The sequence below is a fragment of the Microbacterium caowuchunii genome (assembly GCF_008727755.1).
Classification (GTDB): Bacteria; Actinomycetota; Actinomycetes; order Actinomycetales; family Microbacteriaceae; genus Microbacterium; species Microbacterium caowuchunii.
Map to the genome: position 1 here is coordinate 193,291 of NZ_CP044231.1, position 20,114 is coordinate 213,404.

The 20,114-nt window shown below is 71.1% G+C and carries 15 protein-coding genes; 10 read left to right on the forward strand and 5 right to left on the reverse strand.

Features of this window, described 5'->3' with window-relative positions; all coding sequences use genetic code 11:
- Nucleotides 1-68 precede the first annotated feature (68 nt).
- Nucleotides 69-2,366: a DEAD/DEAH box helicase gene (locus tag F6J84_RS00875; protein ID WP_150970613.1), complete on the forward strand. Its 2,298-nt coding sequence runs from the start codon at nucleotides 69-71 to the stop codon at nucleotides 2,364-2,366.
- Nucleotides 2,367-2,486: 120 nt separating this feature from the next.
- Here the strand turns inward: F6J84_RS00875 and F6J84_RS00880 are convergent, their stop codons facing one another.
- Nucleotides 2,487-3,644: an Rv2578c family radical SAM protein gene (locus F6J84_RS00880; protein ID WP_150970614.1), complete on the reverse strand. Its 1,158-nt coding sequence runs from the start codon at nucleotides 3,642-3,644 to the stop codon at nucleotides 2,487-2,489.
- A 121-nt stretch (nucleotides 3,645-3,765) separates the two neighbouring features.
- Between F6J84_RS00880 and F6J84_RS00885 the strand changes: the two genes are divergently transcribed.
- Together F6J84_RS00885 and F6J84_RS00890 are read left to right on the forward strand one after the other, a co-directional pair.
- Entirely contained in the window at nucleotides 3,766-4,740 is a 975-nt protein-coding gene (locus tag F6J84_RS00885) for a M15 family metallopeptidase (RefSeq protein ID WP_238702550.1), read from the forward strand.
- A 187-nt stretch (nucleotides 4,741-4,927) separates the two neighbouring features.
- Nucleotides 4,928-6,091: an acyl-CoA dehydrogenase family protein gene (locus F6J84_RS00890; RefSeq protein WP_150970618.1), complete on the forward strand. Its 1,164-nt coding sequence runs from the start codon at nucleotides 4,928-4,930 to the stop codon at nucleotides 6,089-6,091.
- 63 nt (nucleotides 6,092-6,154) lie between these two features.
- Here the strand turns inward: F6J84_RS00890 and F6J84_RS00895 are convergent, their stop codons facing one another.
- Complete coding sequence (locus tag F6J84_RS00895) at nucleotides 6,155-7,153, reverse strand: pirin family protein (protein WP_150970620.1); 999 nt, start codon at nucleotides 7,151-7,153, stop codon at nucleotides 6,155-6,157.
- The gene (locus F6J84_RS00900; RefSeq protein WP_150970622.1) at nucleotides 7,150-7,479 is read right to left on the reverse strand and encodes a GNAT family N-acetyltransferase; all 330 of its coding nucleotides are present in this window, start codon (nucleotides 7,477-7,479) and stop codon (nucleotides 7,150-7,152) included. The genes F6J84_RS00895 and F6J84_RS00900 overlap by 4 nt, the downstream gene beginning before the upstream one ends.
- Nucleotides 7,480-7,625: 146 nt before the next feature.
- Between F6J84_RS00900 and F6J84_RS00905 the strand changes: the two genes are divergently transcribed.
- The 7 genes from F6J84_RS00905 to F6J84_RS00935 all read left to right on the forward strand — a co-directional run bounded on the left by F6J84_RS00905 (nucleotide 7,626) and on the right by F6J84_RS00935 (nucleotide 17,762).
- Nucleotides 7,626-8,063, forward strand: coding sequence for a pyridoxamine 5'-phosphate oxidase family protein (locus tag F6J84_RS00905; protein ID WP_150970624.1), 438 nt, complete (start codon nucleotides 7,626-7,628; stop codon nucleotides 8,061-8,063).
- Nucleotides 8,064-8,145: 82 nt separating this feature from the next.
- Complete coding sequence (locus F6J84_RS00910) at nucleotides 8,146-10,677, forward strand: DEAD/DEAH box helicase (protein ID WP_150970626.1); 2,532 nt, start codon at nucleotides 8,146-8,148, stop codon at nucleotides 10,675-10,677.
- Nucleotides 10,678-10,739: 62 nt separating this feature from the next.
- Complete coding sequence (locus F6J84_RS00915) at nucleotides 10,740-11,906, forward strand: glycoside hydrolase family 3 N-terminal domain-containing protein (protein WP_150970628.1); 1,167 nt, start codon at nucleotides 10,740-10,742, stop codon at nucleotides 11,904-11,906.
- A 146-nt stretch (nucleotides 11,907-12,052) separates the two neighbouring features.
- Entirely contained in the window at nucleotides 12,053-12,589 is a 537-nt protein-coding gene (locus F6J84_RS00920) for a DUF1697 domain-containing protein (RefSeq protein ID WP_150970630.1), read from the forward strand.
- Between the two features lie 46 nt (nucleotides 12,590-12,635).
- Nucleotides 12,636-14,699 (forward strand): DNA helicase RecQ, encoded by a 2,064-nt coding sequence (gene recQ, locus F6J84_RS00925; protein ID WP_150970632.1) that lies wholly within the window; start codon nucleotides 12,636-12,638, stop codon nucleotides 14,697-14,699.
- 206 nt (nucleotides 14,700-14,905) lie between these two features.
- The gene (locus F6J84_RS00930) at nucleotides 14,906-17,014 is read left to right on the forward strand and encodes an acyl-CoA dehydrogenase family protein (protein ID WP_150970634.1); all 2,109 of its coding nucleotides are present in this window, start codon (nucleotides 14,906-14,908) and stop codon (nucleotides 17,012-17,014) included.
- A 175-nt stretch (nucleotides 17,015-17,189) separates the two neighbouring features.
- Nucleotides 17,190-17,762, forward strand: coding sequence for a DNA-3-methyladenine glycosylase I (locus F6J84_RS00935; protein ID WP_150970636.1), 573 nt, complete (start codon nucleotides 17,190-17,192; stop codon nucleotides 17,760-17,762).
- 69 nt (nucleotides 17,763-17,831) lie between these two features.
- Here the strand turns inward: F6J84_RS00935 and F6J84_RS00940 are convergent, their stop codons facing one another.
- On the reverse strand, nucleotides 17,832-18,287 hold the full coding sequence (locus F6J84_RS00940) for a recombinase family protein (protein ID WP_150895125.1): 456 nt from the start codon (nucleotides 18,285-18,287) through the stop codon (nucleotides 17,832-17,834).
- 60 nt (nucleotides 18,288-18,347) lie between these two features.
- Nucleotides 18,348-20,069, reverse strand: a complete 1,722-nt coding sequence (locus F6J84_RS00945; protein ID WP_150970638.1) for a cation:proton antiporter — start codon at nucleotides 20,067-20,069, stop codon at nucleotides 18,348-18,350.
- Nucleotides 20,070-20,114: the final 45 nt, after the last annotated feature.

Sequence of the window (20,114 nt, forward strand, 5' to 3'; positions counted from 1 at the left end):
ACTGTCCGGGTATCCCCACGTGTACGTGGGTGCTGTTCTCGTGCGAGAGAACCCAGAAGGACACCACCATGCCCAAGAGCAAGAAACCCGCCGGCGGACGACCCGCCAAGAACTTCGAGCCGCGCTACGGCGCGAAGACCTCGTTCCAGGACCGTAAGCGTCGCCCGGGCGAGGCCTCGGCCGGGACGACCGGATCCAAGAGCGCCGGCCACCGCGGGTACCGCGCGGAGGAGACCACCGAGTCGGCCGCCCCGAAGCGCCGCTGGACCGCGCAGGAGCGCGCCGGACGCGACGAAGCTCGCGGCATCCGTACGCAGAGCCGCGGTCAGGACGACCGTCCGGCTCGTTCCTACGACGACCGACCCGCTCGTTCGTACGATGACCGTCCGGCTCGTTCCTACGATGACCGTCCGCGTCGGAACGACGACCGTCCGGCGCGTTCGTACAGCGACCGCCCTGCGCGCTCCCACGACGACCGGCCGGCGCGTTCGTACAGCGACCGTCCCGCTCGCTCCTACGCCGACCGCCCCGCTCGCCCGACCGGCGCGCGCCCGGCGCGTTCGTTCGACGACCGTCCGCGTCGGAACGATGATCGTCCGGCTCGTTCCTACGACGACCGTCCGGCCCGTTCCTACGGCGACCGTCCGGCTCGGAACGACGACCGCCCGGCACGCTCGTTCGACGACCGCCCGCGTCGGAACGACGACCGGCCGGCACGCTCGTACAGCGACCGTCCCGCCCGTCCCTCCGGCGGCCGTCCGGCACGCTCGTACGACGACCGCCCGCAGCGGCGCTCGCAGGACGACCGTCCCGCACGCTCCTTCGAGGGCCGCCCGGCGCACTCCGATCGCCCGCAGCGCCGCTTCGACGACCGTCCGGTCCGCGACGAGCGCCCCGCGCGTGCAGCCGAGGACCGGCCGCGCCGCTCCTTCGGCGACCGTCCCGGCCGCTCGTTCGACGAAGGGTCCGCCCGGTCTTACGACCAGCGCCCGCGTCGCACCGAGGGCCGTCCGGCACGGTCGTTCGACGACCGTCCTCGGCGTTCGTCCGATGACCGCCCCCGTCGCACGGACGGACCGGGTCGTTCGGACTGGAAGGCCGCGCCCAAGGCGCACGACCCGAACGTGGATGTCGTGCACGAGCGGCTCGAGGCGCAGTCCGTGGTGGCTGCCGCCGTCGAAGGCCAGGGGTTCGGAGATCTGGGCCTCGGCCAGAACATCGTGAAGGCGCTCGCCGAGCTGGGTGCTCCGTCGCCCTTCCCGATCCAGGCGGCCACCGTGCCGTCGATCCTCGAGGGCCGCGACGTCCTCGCCCGCGGCCGTACCGGCTCGGGCAAGACCATCGCCTTCGGTGCTCCGCTGGTGGAGAACGTGCTGCGCGCGCAGGCCGGCACGAAGCGCGAGTTCGGGCGTGCGCCCCGCGCACTGATCATGGCGCCGACGCGTGAGCTCGCGCTCCAGATCGACCGTACGGTGCAGCCGATCGCGCGCAGCGTCGGCCTGTTCACGACGCAGATCTACGGTGGCGTGCCGCAGGCGCGTCAGGTGGGCGCGCTCAAGAAGGGCGTCGACATCATCATCGGCACGCCCGGTCGCATCGAGGACCTGGTCAACCAGGGCAAGCTCGACCTCTCCCAGGTGGAGATCGCGGTGCTCGACGAGGCGGACCACATGTGCGAGCTCGGCTTCGTCGAGCCGGTGCAGCGCATCCTCCGCCGTACCGCCCCGCACAGCCAGAAGCTGCTGTTCTCGGCGACGCTCGACCGTGAGGTCGCGGCGCTGGTCGACGAGTTCCTCCGCGATCCGGCCGTGTACGAGGTCGCCGGTGAGACGCAGGACTCCGGCACGATCGACCACCGGGTCTTCGTGATCGACCACCGGGACAAGGGTGAGATGCTCACCTCTCTCGTGGACCGTGACGGGAAGACGCTCGTGTTCGCCCGCACCCGTGCCTACGCCGAGATGCTCGCCGAAGCGTTCGAGGATGCCGGTATCGCCGCGGTGGCGCTGCACGGTGACCTCAACCAGGCACGCCGCACCCGCAATCTGCAGCGTCTGACCGACGGCAAGGTGCAGGTGCTCGTCGCCACGGACGTCGCAGCCCGCGGCATCCACGTCGATGACATCGACCTGGTCGTCCAGGCCGACGCGCCGGACGAGTTCAAGACCTACCTGCACCGTTCCGGCCGCACCGGCCGCGCCGGCCGCCGAGGCACGGTGGTGACCCTCATCACCCGCCAGCGTCGTCGTCGCATGACCGAGCTGCTCGGCCGTGCCGAGATCGATGCGCCGTTCGACGAGGTGAGCATCGGCGACGACCTGATCGAAGAGGTCGCCGGCCGCCAGCTCGCCGACGTCACCGGCTGATCCCGCATCCCCTCGACCGCGAGACTGCACTCCCGCCACGAGACGGACGTTCCCACGCTCCGTCTCGTGCGGGGGATGCAGTCTCGCGGTCTTTTGCCGGGGCGCAGGGCTCCGGAGCGGTCAGAACAGCGGCTGCGGGGCGGGGGCGATGGCCGGGGTTCGGCCGGTCGAACGGACGGGACCCGGCCCCCGACGGACCGGAACGAGGGTCACCGCATCGTCGCCGAAGAGCGAGCGCCCTGCCGTGGCGGCGGAAGCCGTCGTGCGCACGCTCTGCGCCACGGATGGGGACACCGGCCGCGCGCGCACCGGCTCCTCCTCGTCGCGTCCGTCCAGCCGGTGCGCGCGCAGGAGCGGACGGATGCGGCCCGCCAGCCACTGCCGGTAGCCCTTCGGTGCTGAGGTCGCCGCACCCGGGTACAGACCCAGGTACTTCGGTACGAGCTCCTGGTGCTCCCGCGCGAGCCACTGCATGAACCAGGGCTTCACGCCCGGGCGCAGATGAAGAGCGCCGTAGACGACGCGCACGGCGCCGGCGGCCCGGATCCGCGCCAGGGCGTCATCGAGGGCCGCCGCGGAGTCGGTGAGGTGGGGGAGTACGGGCATGAGGAACACGGACACCCGGAACCCCGCGTCCGTCGCCGCCCGCACGGTGTCGAGGCGCGCCTGCGCCGTCGGCGTCCCGGGCTCGATCGCCTTCTGCAGCTCGTCGTCGTAGACCGCGATCGACATCGCCAGCGAGACGGAGACGTGCTCACGCGCCCGCTGCAGCACCGGAAGATCCCGGCGCAGCAGCGTGCCCTTGGTGAGGATGGAGAACGGCGTGCCCGAAGCCGCGAGCGCGTCGATGATCCCCGGCATCAGGCGGTAGCGTCCCTCGGCGCGCTGGTACGGGTCGGTGTTCGTCCCGAGCGCGACGTGCTCGCGCGCCCAGGACGGCCGATGCAGTTCCCGCTCGAGCACCTCGGCGACGTTGACCTTGACGACGACCTGCGAGTCGAAATCCCGACCGGTGTCGAGGTCCAGGTACGTGTGGGTGCCGCGGGCGAAGCAGTAGACGCAGGCATGCGAGCAACCCCGGTAGGGGTTCACCGTCCAGTCGAAGGGCATCGCGGATGAGCCGGGCACGTGGTTCAGTGCCGACTTCGCCGCCACCTCGTGGAACGTCATCCCCGCGAACTCGGGGGTCGTCACGGAGCGCACGAGACCCGTGAGGCGCTCGAGTCCCGGGAGCGCGTCCGCATCCGTCGCGCCCACCTGCTGACCCTGCCATCTCATACAGCGAGTAGAACAAAAAGACGAACCGGAGTCAATGCGGTCGGCGTGCCGATCGTACACAAGATCCATCGCGGTCCGCTGTGGGGGCGCGGACGCCGGCGGCGTAGAGGACAATGGTCCGGTGATCCACCCCGCCGAACCCGCGGCGGCCCCGACCCGCCGTGCCGCCCGCGCGACAGCCCTCCGGCTCCGTCGCCGGCGGCTCGCCGTGCTGTGCCTGGGGGTGCTGGCCGTGGTCGCGGTGATCGCGGGTATCGCCGGTATCACCGGCGGGACGGGCTCCGACCAGACGGGCGGGGAGGCTGCCGCAGCGCGACCGGCCGGGGTCCAGTCGCTTCCCGCCCCCCGGTTCACCACCGTGGCCCCGTCCCCCTCCATCTGCGACGACCCGGCGGTCGCTGCCGCGATGGCGGCGGGTGACGACGAGGCGGTCGTGGTGGCGGCGGGCGGCGGCGTCGCCTTCCGCGAGGCCGTGGTGACCGGTGCGGCGCCGTGCATCTCGCTCTCGGACCCCGCTCGGCGGTGGGTCGTCGTGAACAAGCAGCGTCCGCTCGAACCGGTCTCCTATGAACCGCAGGGGCTGGTGACGGTGGAGGGTCTGCGGACGTTCAACGGCGGGATCCTCCGCCAGGACGCCGCCGACGCGCTCGCCGCCATGGCCGCGGCGGCGCGGCAGGCGGGGGTGGGGGAGATCGGTCAGCTCAGCGGTTACCGTTCGTACGACATGCAGGTCCGCACGTATGCCGAGAACGTCGCTCGCGGGGGACAGGCTGAGGCGGACGTCTCCAGCGCGCGCCCCGGGTACAGCGAGCACCAGCTCGGCATCACGATGGATCTGATGCCGTGCGCAGAGGGATGCGGCACGCTCGACGACTTCGGCCCGTCGCCGGTGGGGCAGTGGGTCGCGCAGAACGGGTGGGAGTTCGGGTTCATCGTCCGGTACGAGGCGGACAGCACCGCGATCACCGGTTATGAGGCGGAGCCCTGGCACCTCAGGTTCATCGGGCCGGAACTGGCGCGCGCGTATCACGAGGGCGGATGGCGCAGCCTGGAGGAGTTCTTCGGGCTTCCGGCGGCCCCGGCCTACCCCGGTTGATCGGCTTTCGCGGAGACCGACAATCGCGGAACTCAGTTCCGCGCCAGCCGGGATGGAATCCCACAGCATCCTGGCCGCGTCCGCGCGCTTCGCCTAGAATCGCGCACGTGGCGACGTCGCCGCGCGCACCCCGTGCCGCAGCGTCGCCCTGAGAACCGCCACCGCGGAGAGGGAGGACCGGCGCACCATGGAGCGCGTTATCTACGACGAGGACCACGAGGCATTCCGCGACGTCGTCAAGGAGTTCATCAAGCGCTACGGCACGAACGAGAAGCGCGAGAAGTGGGATGCGGACGGCGAGGTCGACCGGGCCACCATGCTGGCTGCCGGCGAGTCCGGCATCATCGGGCTCTCCGTTCCGGAGGAGTTCGGCGGCGCCGGCATGCTGCAGGACTACCGGTTCCGCGCGATCGTCAACGAGGAGACCATCAAGGCCGGTCTCGGCTCGCTCGCGGGAGCCTTCGGCATCCAGGACGACCTGGCGGTGCCCTACCTGGCCCACTTCGGCACGCAGGCGCAGAAGGAGAAGTGGCTGCCCGGGATGGCGACCGGAGAGGTCATCGGCGCTCTCGCCATGACGGAACCCGGCACCGGCAGTGACCTCCGCAGCATCAAGAGCGTCGCGAAGAAGGTCGACGGCGGCTGGATCCTCAACGGTGCGAAGACGTTCATCTCCTCGGGAAAGACCGCCGATCTGCTCGTCACGTTCGTGAAGACCGGGGAGGGCAACCGCCCCGACGCCTTCAGCCTCGTCCTGGTCGAGAACGGCATGGAGGGCTTCGAGCACGGCAAGAAGCTGCACAAGATGGGTTTCGCCGGGCACGACACGGCAGAGCTGTCGTTCACCGACGTGTTCATCCCGGACGAGAACCTCATCGGCGGCGAGCCCGGGCACGGGTTCGTGCAGCTCATGCGCAACCTGCCGCTCGAGCGCCTCTCGATCGGCGTCGCCGCCGCCGCGGCGGCCGAGGCGGGGCTGTTGTGGACGCTGGACTACACGAAGAGCCGTGAGGCCTTCGGGCAGCCGGTCGCGGACTTCCAGAACACCCGGTTCAAGCTCGCGGACATCGCCACGACCGTGGATGTGCTCTGGACCTACGTCGACCGCGCCATCGAGCTCTACGGACAGCAGAAGCTGACGCCGGAAGAGGCGGCGAAGGTGAAGTTCTGGTGCACCGAGCGCGAGTGGGAGGTGCTGGACACCTGCGTGCAGCTGCACGGCGGCTACGGCTACATCCTCGAGTACCCGGTGGCGCGTGCGTTCGTGGATGCCCGCGTGCACCGCATCTACGGCGGTACCAACGAGATCATGCGCGAGATCGTGGCCCGTCAGGTGACCGGCCGCAAGTAACCCGCGTGACGAGGCGGGGTGGGTGTTCGACCCGCCCCGCCTCCGTCATGCGTACGCCGGGTCTCACATCCGGCGTCGCCGTCGGGTGAGCCGGACCCCGGGCAGCGGAGGAGCCGGGACCCGCTCATCACCGTGGCCGATGACGTGACCGAATCGCGGGGAGCCGGACTCCCATTCGTCCCGGGCCGCGACGATCTCCTCGTGCGAACGGCCGACGAAGTTCCACCACATGACGATCTCGTCCTGGAACGGCTCGCCGCCCAGCAGGAAGAGCGTCGCCCCCGAAGCGGACCCGACCTCGATGCGGTCCCGGCCGACGCCGAGATAGAGCAGCTGCAGTGCGGCGAGGGGGACGTCGCCGTCCTCGCTCCGCGCGGGCTCCGCATGTACGAGGGGGTCGCCGTCGATCCCGACGATCGCGTACTCCCACTCCGGATGCAGCGGCAGGACCGCTCGGGCTCCGGGCGGGATGCGCACCTCCGCGCCGGCGATGGGCGTGTACGCGCTCGCCGGCGACGTGACGCCCGCGAACTCGCCGAGGACGACGGTCGCCTCCGCTCGTCCCTCCCCGCTCGTCTCCAGGGCCGCCACGGGGAGCCGGGTGTGCTGTTCGAAGGCGGGCGGACCGTGCCGCCGGGACTCCGGCAGGGCCACCCACAGCTGCAGCGCGTCCAGCGGGATCGGTTCGTCCGTGAGCGAATACTCGCTGTGCGCGATCCCCTCCCCGCTGGTCATCAGATTCAGCTGACCGCGCGAGATCACGACGTCGCTGCCGACAGCGTCGCGGTGGCGCACATCCCCCACGAACGGCCAGGTGACGGTCTGCAGGCCGATGTGGGGATGCGGTTCCACGCGCATCCGGGCCTCCTGCGGCCCGAACCGGTCGAGGAAGCACCAGGCACCCACCATCGGCAGGTCACGGTGCGGCAGGACCCGGTGCACCTGCATGCCGCGCAGACCGCCGAGCGGGACGTCCCGGGACTCGAGCAGGACGGCGCGGGGCCCGGCCGGCGGCACGGGCGCCTCGGTGGTGGCGTCGACCTCCGCGTCCAGGCGGGTCATCGTGCCGGATTCTCGCCGCCGTCGGCGGGCCAGTCCACCTGGAGGCCGTCGATCGGGTGCTCACGGAGGTACTCGGCGATGAAGGGGCACCTCGGCACCACCGTCTCGCCGCGCGCGGCCGCATCCGTCAACGCACCTTCGGCGAGGGCGGAGCCCAGCCCTCGTCCGCCGAAGGCCGGGTCGATCTCGGTGTGCGTGAAGACGACGCGGCCGGACCCGTCCACCCGGTAGAAGGCGGCACCCACGGGCTCTTCCCCCAGCCGGATGTCGTAGCGGGATCCTGCGTCGTTCCGTTCGACGTGCACCGGGGCATCGGCGTCGGTCATGGCGGGTCCTTTCGTCGCTGGCTCTCCACGCTAGGCGCAGGCGACGAGGGGCGCCATGGTGCCCGGCCGCCCGATCGCGCGCGTCAAGCCGATCGCGCGCGTCGGCGCTCGGGCATAACGTGAGCCGCACGGACGAAGGAGACCTCATGGACGAACTGTTCGACGCCGGCGATCCGGCCACCGAGAAGCACCTGCGCATGCTCACCACCGACCTCATCGCCTGGTTCACGACCATCGGGAAGGACGGGGCGCCGCGAGCGGTCCCGGTGTGGTTCTTCTGGGACGAGGGCCGCATCTACGTGCTCAGCGAGCCGGGGACGGTGAAGGTGGCCAACGTCCGCCGCGACCCCCGCGTCCTGATGCACTTGAACGCGGACGGTCCGCACGGCGACGACGTGCTGGTGTTCCGCGGCACGGTGGAGGTCACCGACGGCGGTGTGACGGAGTGGCTCGGGCGGTTCCGTGAGCCGTACGAGGCGAAGTACCGGGAGGCGATCGCCGCCTACGGGATGCCCCTGGAGAAGATGGCCGAGGTCTTCTCCACGCTGATCACCTTCACCCCGACGCACAAACTGGGGTGGTGAGGGGTCCGGCGCAGGCCCTGTAGGGCCGCCGCCGGGGTGGAGCACGGCCCGGCGCGGGCGCCGCATCCGGCAGACTCGAAGGATGACCGCTTCCCTCGCCGACCTCGTCCGCGGTGCCGGCGACGACCCGGATGCGCTCTACGACGCGTTCCTGTCGTGGACGCTCGATCGTGACATCGAGCTGTACCCCGCCCAGGACGAGGCGGTCATCGAACTCGTCTCCGGCGCCCACGTGATCCTGTCCACGCCGACGGGCACCGGCAAGTCCCTCGTGGCGATCGCCGCGCACGCGGCCTGCTTCGCCCGCGGTGGCCGCTCGTACTACACCGCCCCGATCAAGGCGCTCGTGAGCGAGAAGTTCTTCGCGCTGGTCGACATCTTCGGGGCGGAGAACGTGGGCATGGTCACCGGGGACTCCTCGGTGAACCCCGACGCCGCGATCATCTGCTGCACCGCGGAGATCCTGGCCAACCTCGCGCTGCGGCAGGGGTCGGATGCGGACGTCGACCAGGTCGTGATGGACGAGTTCCACTACTACGGCGATCCGGATCGGGGGTGGGCGTGGCAGGTGCCGTTGCTCTCGCTGCCGCGCGCCCAGTTCCTGCTCATGTCGGCGACGCTCGGCGATGTGAGCCCGATCACCGCGGACCTCGCCCGGCGCACCGGCCGTCCGGTCGTGGAGGTGACCGGCGTGGAACGTCCCGTGCCGCTGCACTTCTCCTACGCCCGAAAGCCCGCGCACGAACTGGTGGAGACCCTGCTCGAAGAGCACGAATCCCCCGTGTACATCGTGCACTTCTCCCAGTCCCAGGCCATGGAGCGCGCCCAGGCCCTCGCGAGCGTCAAGGTCGCCACCCGGGTCCAGCGCGACGAGATCGCCGAGGCGATCGGCGGGTTCCGGTTCACCACGGCCTTCGGCAAGACCCTCTCCCGGCTCGTGCGCGCCGGCATCGGCGTGCATCACGCCGGCATGCTGCCGCGCTACCGCCGGCTGGTGGAGACCCTCGCACAACAGGGACTGCTGCGGGTGATCTGCGGCACCGACACCCTCGGGGTCGGCATCAACGTCCCCATCCGGACGGTGCTCATCACCGCGCTGTCCAAGTACGACGGCACGCGGATGCGTCAGCTCAGTGCGCGGGAGTTCCACCAGATCGCCGGACGCGCGGGACGCGCGGGCTATGACACCTACGGGAACGTCGTGGTGATGGCGCCGGAGTGGGAGATCGAGAACGAGCAGGCGCTCCGCAAGGCCGGCGACGACACCGCGAAGCGGAAGAAGATCGTGCGCAAGAAGGCCCCCACCGGGGTCGTCAACTGGGGTCAGGGCTCGTTCGAGCGTCTGATCGAGGCGCCCCCGGAGCCCCTGGTGCCGCAGATGAAGCTCACCGCGGCGATGCTCATCAACGTCATCGGCCGCGGCGGGGACGTCTTCGGCAATGTGCGCTCGCTCGTCTTCGACAACCACGAGCCGCTCGCCCGCCGCTACGCGCTGGCTCGCCGCGCGCTCGCGATCTTCCAGACGCTGCGGACCGCGGGTGTGGTCGAGATCGTGCCGCCCGGAACGCCGGGCGAACCGGGCACCATCCGGCTGACCGTGGATCTGCAGCCCAACTTCGCGCTCAACCAGCCGCTCTCACCCTTCGCGCTCGCCGCCATCGAACTGCTCGATCCCGAGGACGGGGTCGACGGCGTCGGCACCGCGCACTACGCGCTCGACGTCGTGAGCGTGATCGAGTCGACGCTGGACGACCCGCGTCCGGTGCTCGCACAGCAGGAGTACAAGGCGCGCGGCGAGGCGGTGGCCGCGATGAAGCGCGAGGGCATCGACTACGACGAGCGCATGGCCCTCCTCGAGGAGGTCACCTACGCGAAGCCCCTGGCCGACCTGCTGGCGCAGTCCTTCGAGGTCTTCGCGTCCAGCCAGCCCTGGGTACGGGATTTCGAGCTGCGACCCAAATCCGTCGTCCGCGACATGTTCGAGCAGGCGTTCTCCTTCGCCGAGTTCGTCAACTGGTACCAGCTGGCGCGCAGTGAAGGGCTCGTGCTGCGCTATCTCAGCGACGCCTACCGCGCCATCCGTCAGACCGTGCCCGCCGAGGCGCGCACCGACGAATTGCTCGACATCATCGAGTGGTTGGGGGAGCTCGTCCGCCAGGTCGACTCCAGCCTGGTCGACGAGTGGGAGAGCCTCATCCACCCGGATGCGGGGACTCCCGGTGAACCGGTCGTGCCACCGGCGCCGCCGTCCGTGCTGGTCAACCGTCGCGCGTTCACGGTGCTCGTGCGCAACGAGCTGTTCCGCCGGGTCACGCTCGCCGCGCGGCAGAGCGACGACGAGCTGAACGCCCTGGACCCGGACATCGACTGGTCCACCGCGCTCGACGCCTACTTCGACGAGCACGACGAGATCCTCACCGGCGGACCCGCCCGCTCGCCCGCGCTGTGCGTCATCGACGAGTCCGACGCCGCCGCAGGGGTGTGGCGGGTGGAGCAGATCATCGACGATCCCGACGGCGACCACGACTGGCGGATCCGCGCGGAGGTCGACCTGGCGGCGTCCGCCGAGGAGGGCGCGGCCGTCGTCCGTGTCACCGAGGTCGTCCGGCTCTGAGTGCACGGACGCCCGAACGTCCCTCCCCGGCGATTCAGATGGGGAGGAGGGAGACTGGGCGCATGGGAACCGGCCGACGACTACGGGGCGCGACGATCGCCCTGATCCTCCTCGGTGCGCTCACCGCCTGCGTCCCTGAAGTGCCTGCGACGCCGACCCCGTCCGGGACGACGACCACCCCCACCCCGAGCCCGACTCCGACGGTGGCGGATCCGATTGCGGATCTGTCCCTCGAAGAGCGCGTCGGCCAGCTCTTCATGGTCGGCACCTCCGTCGACGGCGCGGATCCGGTCACGCTGGCGGCCGTGGCGGACGACGGCATCGGCGGCATCTTCCTGCACGGCCGGTCGTCCGCGGGCGCTGCGGCGACGGCTCAGCTGGTCGCCGAGTTCACGGATCTGCACGATCCGGAGGCGCCGCGCCTGTGGGTCGCGACCGACCAGGAAGGCGGCGACGTGCAGGTGCTCTCCGGGGAGGGCTTCGAAGCCATGCCCACGGCGCTGACCTCGGCCCAGCGCGACGACGCCACCCTGCGTGCGGACGCGGCGCGATGGGGCGCACAGCTCGCCGCGGCCGGCATCGACATGAACCTGGCCCCGGTCGTGGACATCGTCACGAGCCCGGAGACCGCCGCCGACAACAAGCCCATCGGCATCTACAACCGGGAGTACGGCTTCGACGCGGCCGCCGTGGCCGCCAAAGCCGGTGCCTTCGCCCAGGGGATGCGGGACGCCGGCATCCTGCCGACGCTCAAGCACTTCCCGGGACTCGGCCGCGTGACCGGCAACACCGACTACGCCGCGGACGTCCTGGACACGACGGTGGACGCCGCATCCGCCGACGTGGCCGTCTACCGCACGCTGATCCCGCAGGGGCCGGCCGTGGTCATGATGGCGACGGCCGTGTACGAGCTGATCGACCCCACCGCCCCGGCGGCCTTCTCCGCGCCGGTCGTGACGGGGCTCCTCCGGGACCAGGTGGGGTTCGACGGCGTGGTCATGACCGACGACCTCTCCGCCACCGCCCAGGTCGAGCGCTGGACGCCCGCCGACCGGGCGACGCTGGCGATCGACGCGGGGGTCGATCTGCTGCTCGTCTCGGCCGACGCATCCGTGTTCCCGGAGATGTACGCGGCCGTCCGGGACCGCGCTGAGAGCGACCCGGTTTTCCGGGAGAAGGTCGACGCCTCGGCGCGTCGGATCGTGGAGCTGAAGTCCGCCTTCCCCTGACCCTCGGGGGCCCTGCCGGCGCAGGTGGTGGCACCTCTTCCCGCACAACTCCTGCAAAGTGCCGGGCTGAGCCCATCCACACCGCCACGGCGGCCGGATTGCAGGAGTTGTGGCGCGACCACGGCGGTCACCCGCACAATGGGCGGATGTCGACGTACCTGGCGTTCCTGCGCGCCATCAACCTGGGCGCGAAGCGGGTGTTCCCGAAGGACGAGATCCGGCGCGCGGTCGAGTCCGTGGGATTCGAGGACATCGTCACGCACATCAACACCGGCAACGTCCGGTTCACGACCCGCATGCGTTCCCGCGGCCGGATCGAGGACGCGCTGGAGCGGGCGTTCTTCGAGAACCGCGGCTTCCCGGTACCGACCATCGTCTTCCGGGCGGACCAGTTCGCCGAACTCGCCGCCTCCGCCCGCGAGGTGAGCGCCACCCGGCCCGACGCCGCCCGGCACTACGTCTACCTGCTGAAGGACGAACTCCCGGACGACGTGATCGCACAGGTCGAGGCGACGTCGGGCCCCGCCGGCGAGATGATCGTGCGCGGCCGGGCCGTGCATGCGCTGCTCGCCGCCGGCTATCAGAACGGCACCGTCGACCCCCTGCAGGCGGCGAAGCTCCTGGGCGTCGCCACCAACCGCAACCTCACGGTGGTGAACGCCCTCGCCGACAAGTGGTGCTGACCGCATCCCGGGCGGCGAGGTCGGCGGTCGCGATTACCCTGGAGGGATGACCCGCGCGCCGATCGACTCTCCGTACGGCGACCTCCCCCTCGACGATTGGGCCCCGCCCACCGACGAGGACGCGCCGCCGCCGTACGACGACGGCCCGCCGCCCTACGACGACGTGCCCGCGGGATACGACGCGATGCCGGATCCCGGCCCTGCGCCCCGGTACGCGGCACCGGCGACGGATGCGGGTCCGCTCGCCTCCGGCACGGCCGCATCCGCCGATGCGCTGCCGCAGCACCGCGACTTCACCGGCGCCGATCCGCTGACCGTCCTCAAGGAGGTCTACGGCTACGACGCCTTCCGCGGCGACCAGGCCGATATCGTCGCCCAGGTCGTCGGCGGCGGCGACGCGATCGTGCTGATGCCGACCGGTGGGGGCAAGAGCGTCACCTACCAGGTCCCGGCGCTGGTGCGTCCGGGAACCGGGCTGGTCGTCAGCCCGCTCATCGCCCTCATGCACGACCAGGTCGAGGCCCTGCTCGCCAACGGTGTCCGTGCCGCGTTCCTGAACTCCACCCAGAGCCCCGCCGAACGGGCGGCGGTCGAGCGGGCCTACGTCGTCGGCGACCTCGACCTGCTCTACGTCGCGCCCGAGCGCCTCAACCTGAGTTCGACCGCTGCGTTGCTCTCCCGGGGGCGGCTCTCCGTCATCGCGATCGACGAGGCCCACTGCGTGTCGCAGTGGGGTCACGACTTCCGGCCCGACTACCTCGCCCTGGGAGGCCTGGGTGAGCAGTTCCCGGGGGTCCCGCGGATGGCGCTCACCGCCACGGCGACCCGGGCGACCCACCGGGAGATCACCGAGCGGCTCGGCCTCGGCGATGCCAAGCACTTCGTCGCGAGCTTCGACCGTCCCAACATCCAGTACCGCATCGAACCCAAGGTCGATCCGCGCCGTCAGCTCGTGTCGTTCATCCGGTCCCAGCAGGAGGGCGGGTCGGCGGGCATCGTCTATGCCCTCAGCCGGAAGAGCGTGGAGCAGACCGCCGAGTACCTGCGCACGCAGGGGATCGACGCGCTCGCCTACCACGCGGGTCTGCCCGCGGAGATGCGCGCCCGGCATCAGTCCCGTTTCCTCCGTGAGGACGGTGTCGTCATGGTCGCGACGATCGCCTTCGGCATGGGGATCGACAAGCCGGACGTGCGCTTCGTCGCGCACATCGACCTGCCGAAGTCCGTCGAGGGGTACTACCAGGAGACCGGTCGCGCCGGCCGCGACGGCGAGCCGTCGGTCGTCTGGATGGCGTACGGGCTGGGCGACGTCGTCCAGCAGCGGCGCATGATCGATCAGAGCCCGGGGGACCGCACGTACAAGATGCGGCTCGGTCAGCACCTCGATGCGATGCTCGCCCTGTGCGAGACCGTGGGATGCCGTCGGCAGAACCTTCTCGGCTACTTCGGGCAGCAGTCCGATCCCTGCGGCAACTGCGACACCTGCCTGACGCCGCCCGAGACCTTCGACGGGCTCGTCCCCGCGCAGAAGCTACTGTCGACCGTGGTGCGCCTGCAGCGGGAGCGCAACCAGTCCTTCGGAGCCGGCCAGATCATCGACATCCTCCGCGGCGCGGACACCGAACGCATCCGGCAGCAACGGCACAACGAGCTCGCGACCTACGGGATCGGTGCCGACCTCAGCGACCAGGACTGGCGCAGTGTCGTCCGGCAGCTGCTGGCCCGGGGCATCCTGGTCGCCAAGGGCGACTACGGGACGCTGGCGCTCGGCGAGCCCGCCGCGGCGGTGCTGCGCGGAGACGAGCAGGTTCCGCTGCGGCGCGACGTGATGGGCCGTCCCGCGAGCGCCCCGCGGGCGCGGCGTGCGTCCGCATCCGACACCCTCGCCGAGGGTGACCGGGGGCTGTTCGAGGCCCTCCGCGAGTGGCGCGCCCAGACCGCACGCGAGCAGGGTGTGCCGGCGTACATCGTGTTCGGGGACGCCACCCTGCGGGCGCTCGCCGAACACCGGCCCGCCGCGCTGGCCGACCTCGACGGGATCAGCGGTATCGGCGCCAAGAAGAAGGACGCGTACGGCGAGGCCGTGCTCGAGGTCATCGCCGCTTCCTGACCCCGCGCCCCCGCGTTACCCGCGCGTCTCGCCGTGCCCCCCGCCCGGCCCGGCCGCGGCAGGCGGGCGGATGTAGCCGACGCACAAGGCGCGGCGGCACCGCGCCGCCGCGGGTTTGTGACTTACCTCTAGGTGAGTTGGGGTGTGCTTGTGGGTCTCCTACGTTGAAGGTGACTTCCATCGTCTCCGAAACGAAGGGTGATGCCATGGCTGACGCCGTCGTCCGAACCTCCAAGCCCGCCACCAGCACGCGCACCCCCGCCGGCGGCGCCCCCACCGCCGCCCACTCCGCGAGCGAAGCCGCGGAGGCACGCATCGACGTCGCCGCGGTGACCGATCTGCTTCTCGGGACGTGGGGCGACACCCGGCGTGCGGCCCGCCAGATGATCAAGGACCCCGCCTTCTGGCGCGTGGACGGTCTGTCGGTCGACGAGCACCGCGAGCGCGTGCTCAGCCAGTTGCACCTGCTGGTCGAGAACGGCGCCTCCGCACGCGCGTATCCCGCCGAGTACGGCGGCGAGGACAACAACGGCGCGAACATCGCCGGGTTCGAGGAGCTGGTCCTCGCGGACCCGAGCCTCCAGATCAAGGCCGGTGTGCAGTGGGGCCTCTTCGGCGCCGCCATCCAGCAGCTCGGTACCAAGAAGCACCACGACAAGTGGCTGAAGGACGTCGCGAACATGGCCCTTCCGGGCGCGTTCGCCATGACCGAGACCGGGCACGGCTCCGACGTCGCCGCCATCGGCACCACGGCGACCTACGACGTCGACACCGAGGAGTTCGTCATCCACACGCCCTTCCGGGGCGCCTGGAAGGACTACCTCGGCAACGCGGCCGTGCACGGGCGCGCAGCGACGGTTTTCGCGCAGCTCATCACGGGCGGCGTCAACTACGGCGTGCACTGCTTCTTCGTCCCGATCCGCGACGAGGATGGGGCGTTCCTCCCCGGCATCGGCGGTGAGGACGACGGCGTGAAGGGCGGCCTGAACGGCATCGACAACGGCCGGCTGCACTTCGACCAGGTCCGCGTCCCCCGGGAGAACCTGCTCAACCGCTACGGGGACGTCGCCGCGGACGGAACCTACTCCAGCGCGATCGCCAGCCCCGGCCGCCGCTTCTTCACGATGCTCGGTGCTCTCGTGCAGGGCCGCATCTCGCTGGACGGCGCCGCGACCACGGGTGCCGCCCTCGCGCTGTACATCGCGACGACCTACGCGAACCAGCGCCGCCAGTTCGACTCCGGCGCGGGAACGCCGGAGGTCGTGCTGCTGGACTACGGCCGCCACCAGCGCCGGCTGCTTCCGCGCCTGGCGACGGTCTACGCGCAGGCGTTCGCCCACGACGAGTTCCTGAAGAAGTTCGACGGCGTGTTCTCCGGGCGCACCGACACCCCGGACGAGCGCGAGGACCTCGAGACGCTCGCCGCGGCGCTGAAGCCGCTGAGCACCTGGAACGCGCTGGACACGATCCAGGAGTGCCGCGAGGCTTGCGGCGGCGCGGGCTTCCTCGCCGAGAACCGTCTGGTGGGGTTGCACCACGACCTCGACATCTACGTCACCTTCGAGGGCGACAACAACGTCCTGCTGCAGCTGGTGGGCAAGCGACTGCTGAGCGACTACGCGAAGCAGTTCAAGGGCAAGGATGCGGCGGCACTCGCCCGCTTCGCCGTCGGCAAGACGGCGGGCAAGGTGTTCCACGGCGCGGGCCTGCGTCAGCTGGGTCAGGCGGTCGCGGACCTGGGTTCGACCGCCCGCTCGGTGGAGCTGGGCCTGCGCGAGGACCAGCAGCACGAACTCCTCGCCGACCGGGTGCAGCAGATGGTGGCGGATGTCGCCATGCGCCTGCGTCCGGTCGCCAAGCTCGCACCGGCCGAGGCCGCCGCGGTGTTCAACGAGAACCAGTCCGACCTCATCGAGGCCGCGCGGGCGCACGCGGAGTTGCTGCAGTGGGAGGCCTTCACCGACGCCATCCACCGCGCCGGGGACGACGGCACCCTTCAGGTCCTCACCTGGCTGCGCGATCTGTTCGGGCTGTCCCTCATCGAGAAGCACCTCGCCTGGTACCTCATGAGCGGTCGGCTGTCGGCGCAGCGTGCCTCGGCCGTGTCGCGTTACATCGGCCGGCTCTGCAACCGGCTGCGCCCGCACGCCCAGGACCTCGTCGACGCGTGGGGCTTCGAGCCGGAGCACGTCCGCGCTCCCATCGCCTCCGGAGCCGAGCAGGCCCGGCAGGACGAGGCCGCCGCGTACATGGCCGCGCTCGCCGCATCCGGTGAGGCGCCCATGTCGGAGAAGTCGCTGAAGAAGAAGAAGTAGGCGTCTCCGCCGCCGCCCGGCCGGTACTCCGCATCCGGCTGGGCGCCGACCCGGCGCACAACGGCGGAGATCCTGCCCGACACCCCGGGTCCGCCGTGTCCCGGGCGGCGTGTCGGGCGGGACCCGTGCCGTTGTGCGCGCGCGTCGGTCCGATCGTCACCGCTACGGTGATCGCATGACCGACGTGCTGCTCGGACTCGACGACCGCGCCCGGTGCGCCTGGGCGGGCGCCGATCCGGAGTACCTGCGCTATCACGACGAGGAGTGGGGAACCCCCCTGCACGGGGACCGCGCGCTCTTCGAGAAGATGAGCCTGGAGGGGTTCCAGGCCGGGCTCAGCTGGATCACGATCCTGCGCAAGCGTCCGCGGTTCCGGGAGGCGTTCGCCGGTTTCGAGCCGGCGCTCGTGGCGGAGTTCGGTCCGGCCGACATCGACCACCTGATGGCGGATGCCGGCATCGTCCGCAACCGCGCGAAGATCGAGGCGGTGGTCGGCAACGCCCGTCTGGTGCGGTCGATGGCGCCCGGGGAACTGGACGCGCTGATGTGGTCCTTCGCTCCGCCCGCTGCGTCCCGGCCGCCGCAGACCTTCGCCGATGTGCCGGCGACGACCCCGGAGTCCGTCGCCCTCAGCAAAGAGCTGCGCCGGCGGGGCTTCCGGTTCGTCGGCCCGACGACGATGTACGCACTGATGCAGTCGGCCGGGATGGTCGACGATCACGTCGCCGGATGCTGGCGGGCCCGGTAGCGGCGGCGGGCCCGGTAGCGGCGGAGGGCCCGGTAGTAGCGGAGCGCCCGGTGGCGGCGGGCCCGGCGTTCAGCGACCGGTGTCGAAGAGGTGGCTGCCGCCGACGCCGAGCACCTTGACCACGACGCCGCGGCGGTGCAGTTCCGCGACGGTGCGCGTCTCCTCCTCGATGTCGCGGCCGAGGGCGTGCACCGAGGTCACCACCAGGACGTCACCGCGGTCGAGCCGGCCGAACAGGCGGGCCAGCCGCGACTCCCAGCTCTCCATGGTCTCGGGCGCCGGGTGCCGGAAACCCTCGATCGGCACGCCGAAGCGGGCGAGCTCGGTGCGCTGTTCGGTGACCGAGGGCATGTCCTCACGATTGACGACGAGTCCGACCAGACGGGAGCCGACCGGGCGGGCACGCCACCAGTTGTGGTCGGACTGCAGCTGCGTGAAGCACAGCGGGCATTCGAAGGCGGCGTGGGTGTGCGTCGCGGCATCGTGCTCCGCGCTGTCCTGCGCGGGCGCGTCGTTCACCGTCATCTCGCCTCCGTCCGTGTCCGGTCTCCATTCTCTCCCGACGGAGGCCTCCAGCGGTACGTGTCAGTCGTCGCCCTCCCCGTCCAGGCGCAGTTCGAGGCTGAGCTCGTCCGCGTCGAGTTCCGCCAGCGCGTGCCGGAGCGCCGCGGTACTGAAGCGGCCGCTCGCCCCGACCTCGACGAGATGCCGGCGCATGGCCTGGATGAGGACGAGGCGCAACTCGAGCGCCTCCGCCGCAGCCCTGCTCGTGTCGTCGTCGGGCGGTTCGACGAGGCGGGACCCGACGGCGTCGACGATGCGCTCGCTGAACGGCGAGCCGTCCCGCCGACGGAGGTCCCCGCCGAGCGCCGCACCGGCAGCCTCCCGCAGCTCCAGGTCGAGACGGTGCTGCTCCTCCGGCGTCGGGCCGGCGGCCGTTTCGGGGATGCGCAGCACCCGCACGAGCAGCGGCAGTGTGAAGCCCTGCAGCAGGAGGCTGATGATCGCGACCAGGAACGCGACGAAGATGAGCAGCGGCCGCCGCTCGGTGTCCGCCGGCAGCGTCTGCGCGGCCGCGAGGGTCACGACGCCCCGCATCCCGGCCCAGACGATGACCGTGCCGTGCTTCCATCCGAGCGGCGAGGAGCGGTAGTAGTCGAGATCGGCCACCAGTCGGGGCAGGCGACGGCGGAGGGAGCGCGCGCGTCGGCGCCGACGGTCCCGGCCGCCGGGCCCGTCCGCAGCGGGGCCCCCGGATGCCACGTCGTCCAGGTGCATCCCGAAGCGATCGAGGTCGATCCGCTCGAACCGCCGGGCGCGGTGGCCCTGACGCCACACGAGCAACGTGACGTACACCGCACGGGTGAGCAGGATGATCAGCAGGGCGCTCAGCGCGAGCCAGGTGCCGGGCCAGAGACCGCCGTGGTCGAGGATGTTGCGGGTCATCACCTCGGAGAGTTCGAGGCCCATGACGAGGAAGACCCCGCCCTCCAGGACCAGCTCGATCGTGCGCCAGTTCGCCGCGTCGGAGAGGCGCTGCTCCGGCGGCAGCCACCGGGCGCCGCCCTGCCCCGTCACGATGCCCGCCGCGACCGCCGCGACCAGCCCGGATCCGCCGAGCTGCTCGGTGGGCAGGTAGGCGGCGAACGGGATGGCGAAGCTCAGGGCGGTGTTCGCGGCGGAGTCGGCCACCCACACGCGCAGACGCAGGCTGAGGTACCCGATGAGCGCCCCGATGATGAGGGCGACCAGCACTCCCCAGAAGAACGTGAGCACGGTGGTGCCGAAGGAGAAGCCTCCGGCGATCGCGACGATGGCGGTGCGCAGGAGTACGAGGGCGGTGGCGTCGTTGAGCAGGCTCTCGCCCTCCAGCATCGTGACGACACGGGGTGCGATGCCCATCCGTTTGACGATCGAGGTGGCGACCGCATCCGTGGGGGAGAGGATGGCGCCGAGGGCGATGCCGACGGGGAGGCTGAGGCCGGGGATCACCCAGGCGAAGAAGAACCCGAGCAGGACCGCGCTGGCGACCACCAGCAGTACCGAGAGGCCCGCGACCGGGCGGAAGTCGCGGCGGAACTCGATCGCGGGCAGCCGCACGGCCGCCGAATACAGCAGCGGGGGGAGGACGCCGACCAGGATCCACTCCGGGTCGACGGGCTGGATGTCGGGCACGAAGGGCAGCACGGCCAGCAGCAGCCCGATGGCGACGAGCACGAGGGGCCCGGCGATGTTCACGCGGCGGCTCAGAGCGGTCACGACCGCGACGATCACCACCCCGAGGACGACGACGGCGAGCTCTGCCATGCGGTGAGCATATGTGGCGGCCAGGCTCGGCCGCAGGGGTCCCGG

Excerpts from the sequence above, each read along its gene's own strand:
- F6J84_RS00875 (WP_150970613.1), top strand. The coding sequence starts at position 69 with ATGCCCAAGAGCAAGAAACCCGCCGGCGGACGACCCGCCAAGAACTTC.
- F6J84_RS00895 (WP_150970620.1), bottom strand. The coding sequence starts at position 7,153 with ATGACCCGCCTGGACGCGGAGGTCGACGCCACCACCGAGGCGCCCGTG.
- F6J84_RS00900 (WP_150970622.1), bottom strand. The coding sequence starts at position 7,479 with ATGACCGACGCCGATGCCCCGGTGCACGTCGAACGGAACGACGCAGGA.
- recQ (WP_150970632.1), top strand. The coding sequence starts at position 12,636 with ATGACCCGCGCGCCGATCGACTCTCCGTACGGCGACCTCCCCCTCGAC.
- F6J84_RS00920 (WP_150970630.1), top strand. The coding sequence starts at position 12,053 with ATGTCGACGTACCTGGCGTTCCTGCGCGCCATCAACCTGGGCGCGAAG.
- F6J84_RS00915 (WP_150970628.1), top strand. The coding sequence starts at position 10,740 with ATGGGAACCGGCCGACGACTACGGGGCGCGACGATCGCCCTGATCCTC.
- F6J84_RS00880 (WP_150970614.1), bottom strand. The coding sequence starts at position 3,644 with ATGAGATGGCAGGGTCAGCAGGTGGGCGCGACGGATGCGGACGCGCTC.
- F6J84_RS00935 (WP_150970636.1), top strand. The coding sequence starts at position 17,190 with ATGACCGACGTGCTGCTCGGACTCGACGACCGCGCCCGGTGCGCCTGG.
- F6J84_RS00940 (WP_150895125.1), bottom strand. The coding sequence starts at position 18,287 with ATGACGGTGAACGACGCGCCCGCGCAGGACAGCGCGGAGCACGATGCC.
- F6J84_RS00930 (WP_150970634.1), top strand. The coding sequence starts at position 14,906 with ATGGCTGACGCCGTCGTCCGAACCTCCAAGCCCGCCACCAGCACGCGC.
- F6J84_RS00945 (WP_150970638.1), bottom strand. The coding sequence starts at position 20,069 with ATGGCAGAGCTCGCCGTCGTCGTCCTCGGGGTGGTGATCGTCGCGGTC.
- F6J84_RS00910 (WP_150970626.1), top strand. The coding sequence starts at position 8,146 with ATGACCGCTTCCCTCGCCGACCTCGTCCGCGGTGCCGGCGACGACCCG.
- F6J84_RS00890 (WP_150970618.1), top strand. The coding sequence starts at position 4,928 with ATGGAGCGCGTTATCTACGACGAGGACCACGAGGCATTCCGCGACGTC.
- F6J84_RS00905 (WP_150970624.1), top strand. The coding sequence starts at position 7,626 with ATGGACGAACTGTTCGACGCCGGCGATCCGGCCACCGAGAAGCACCTG.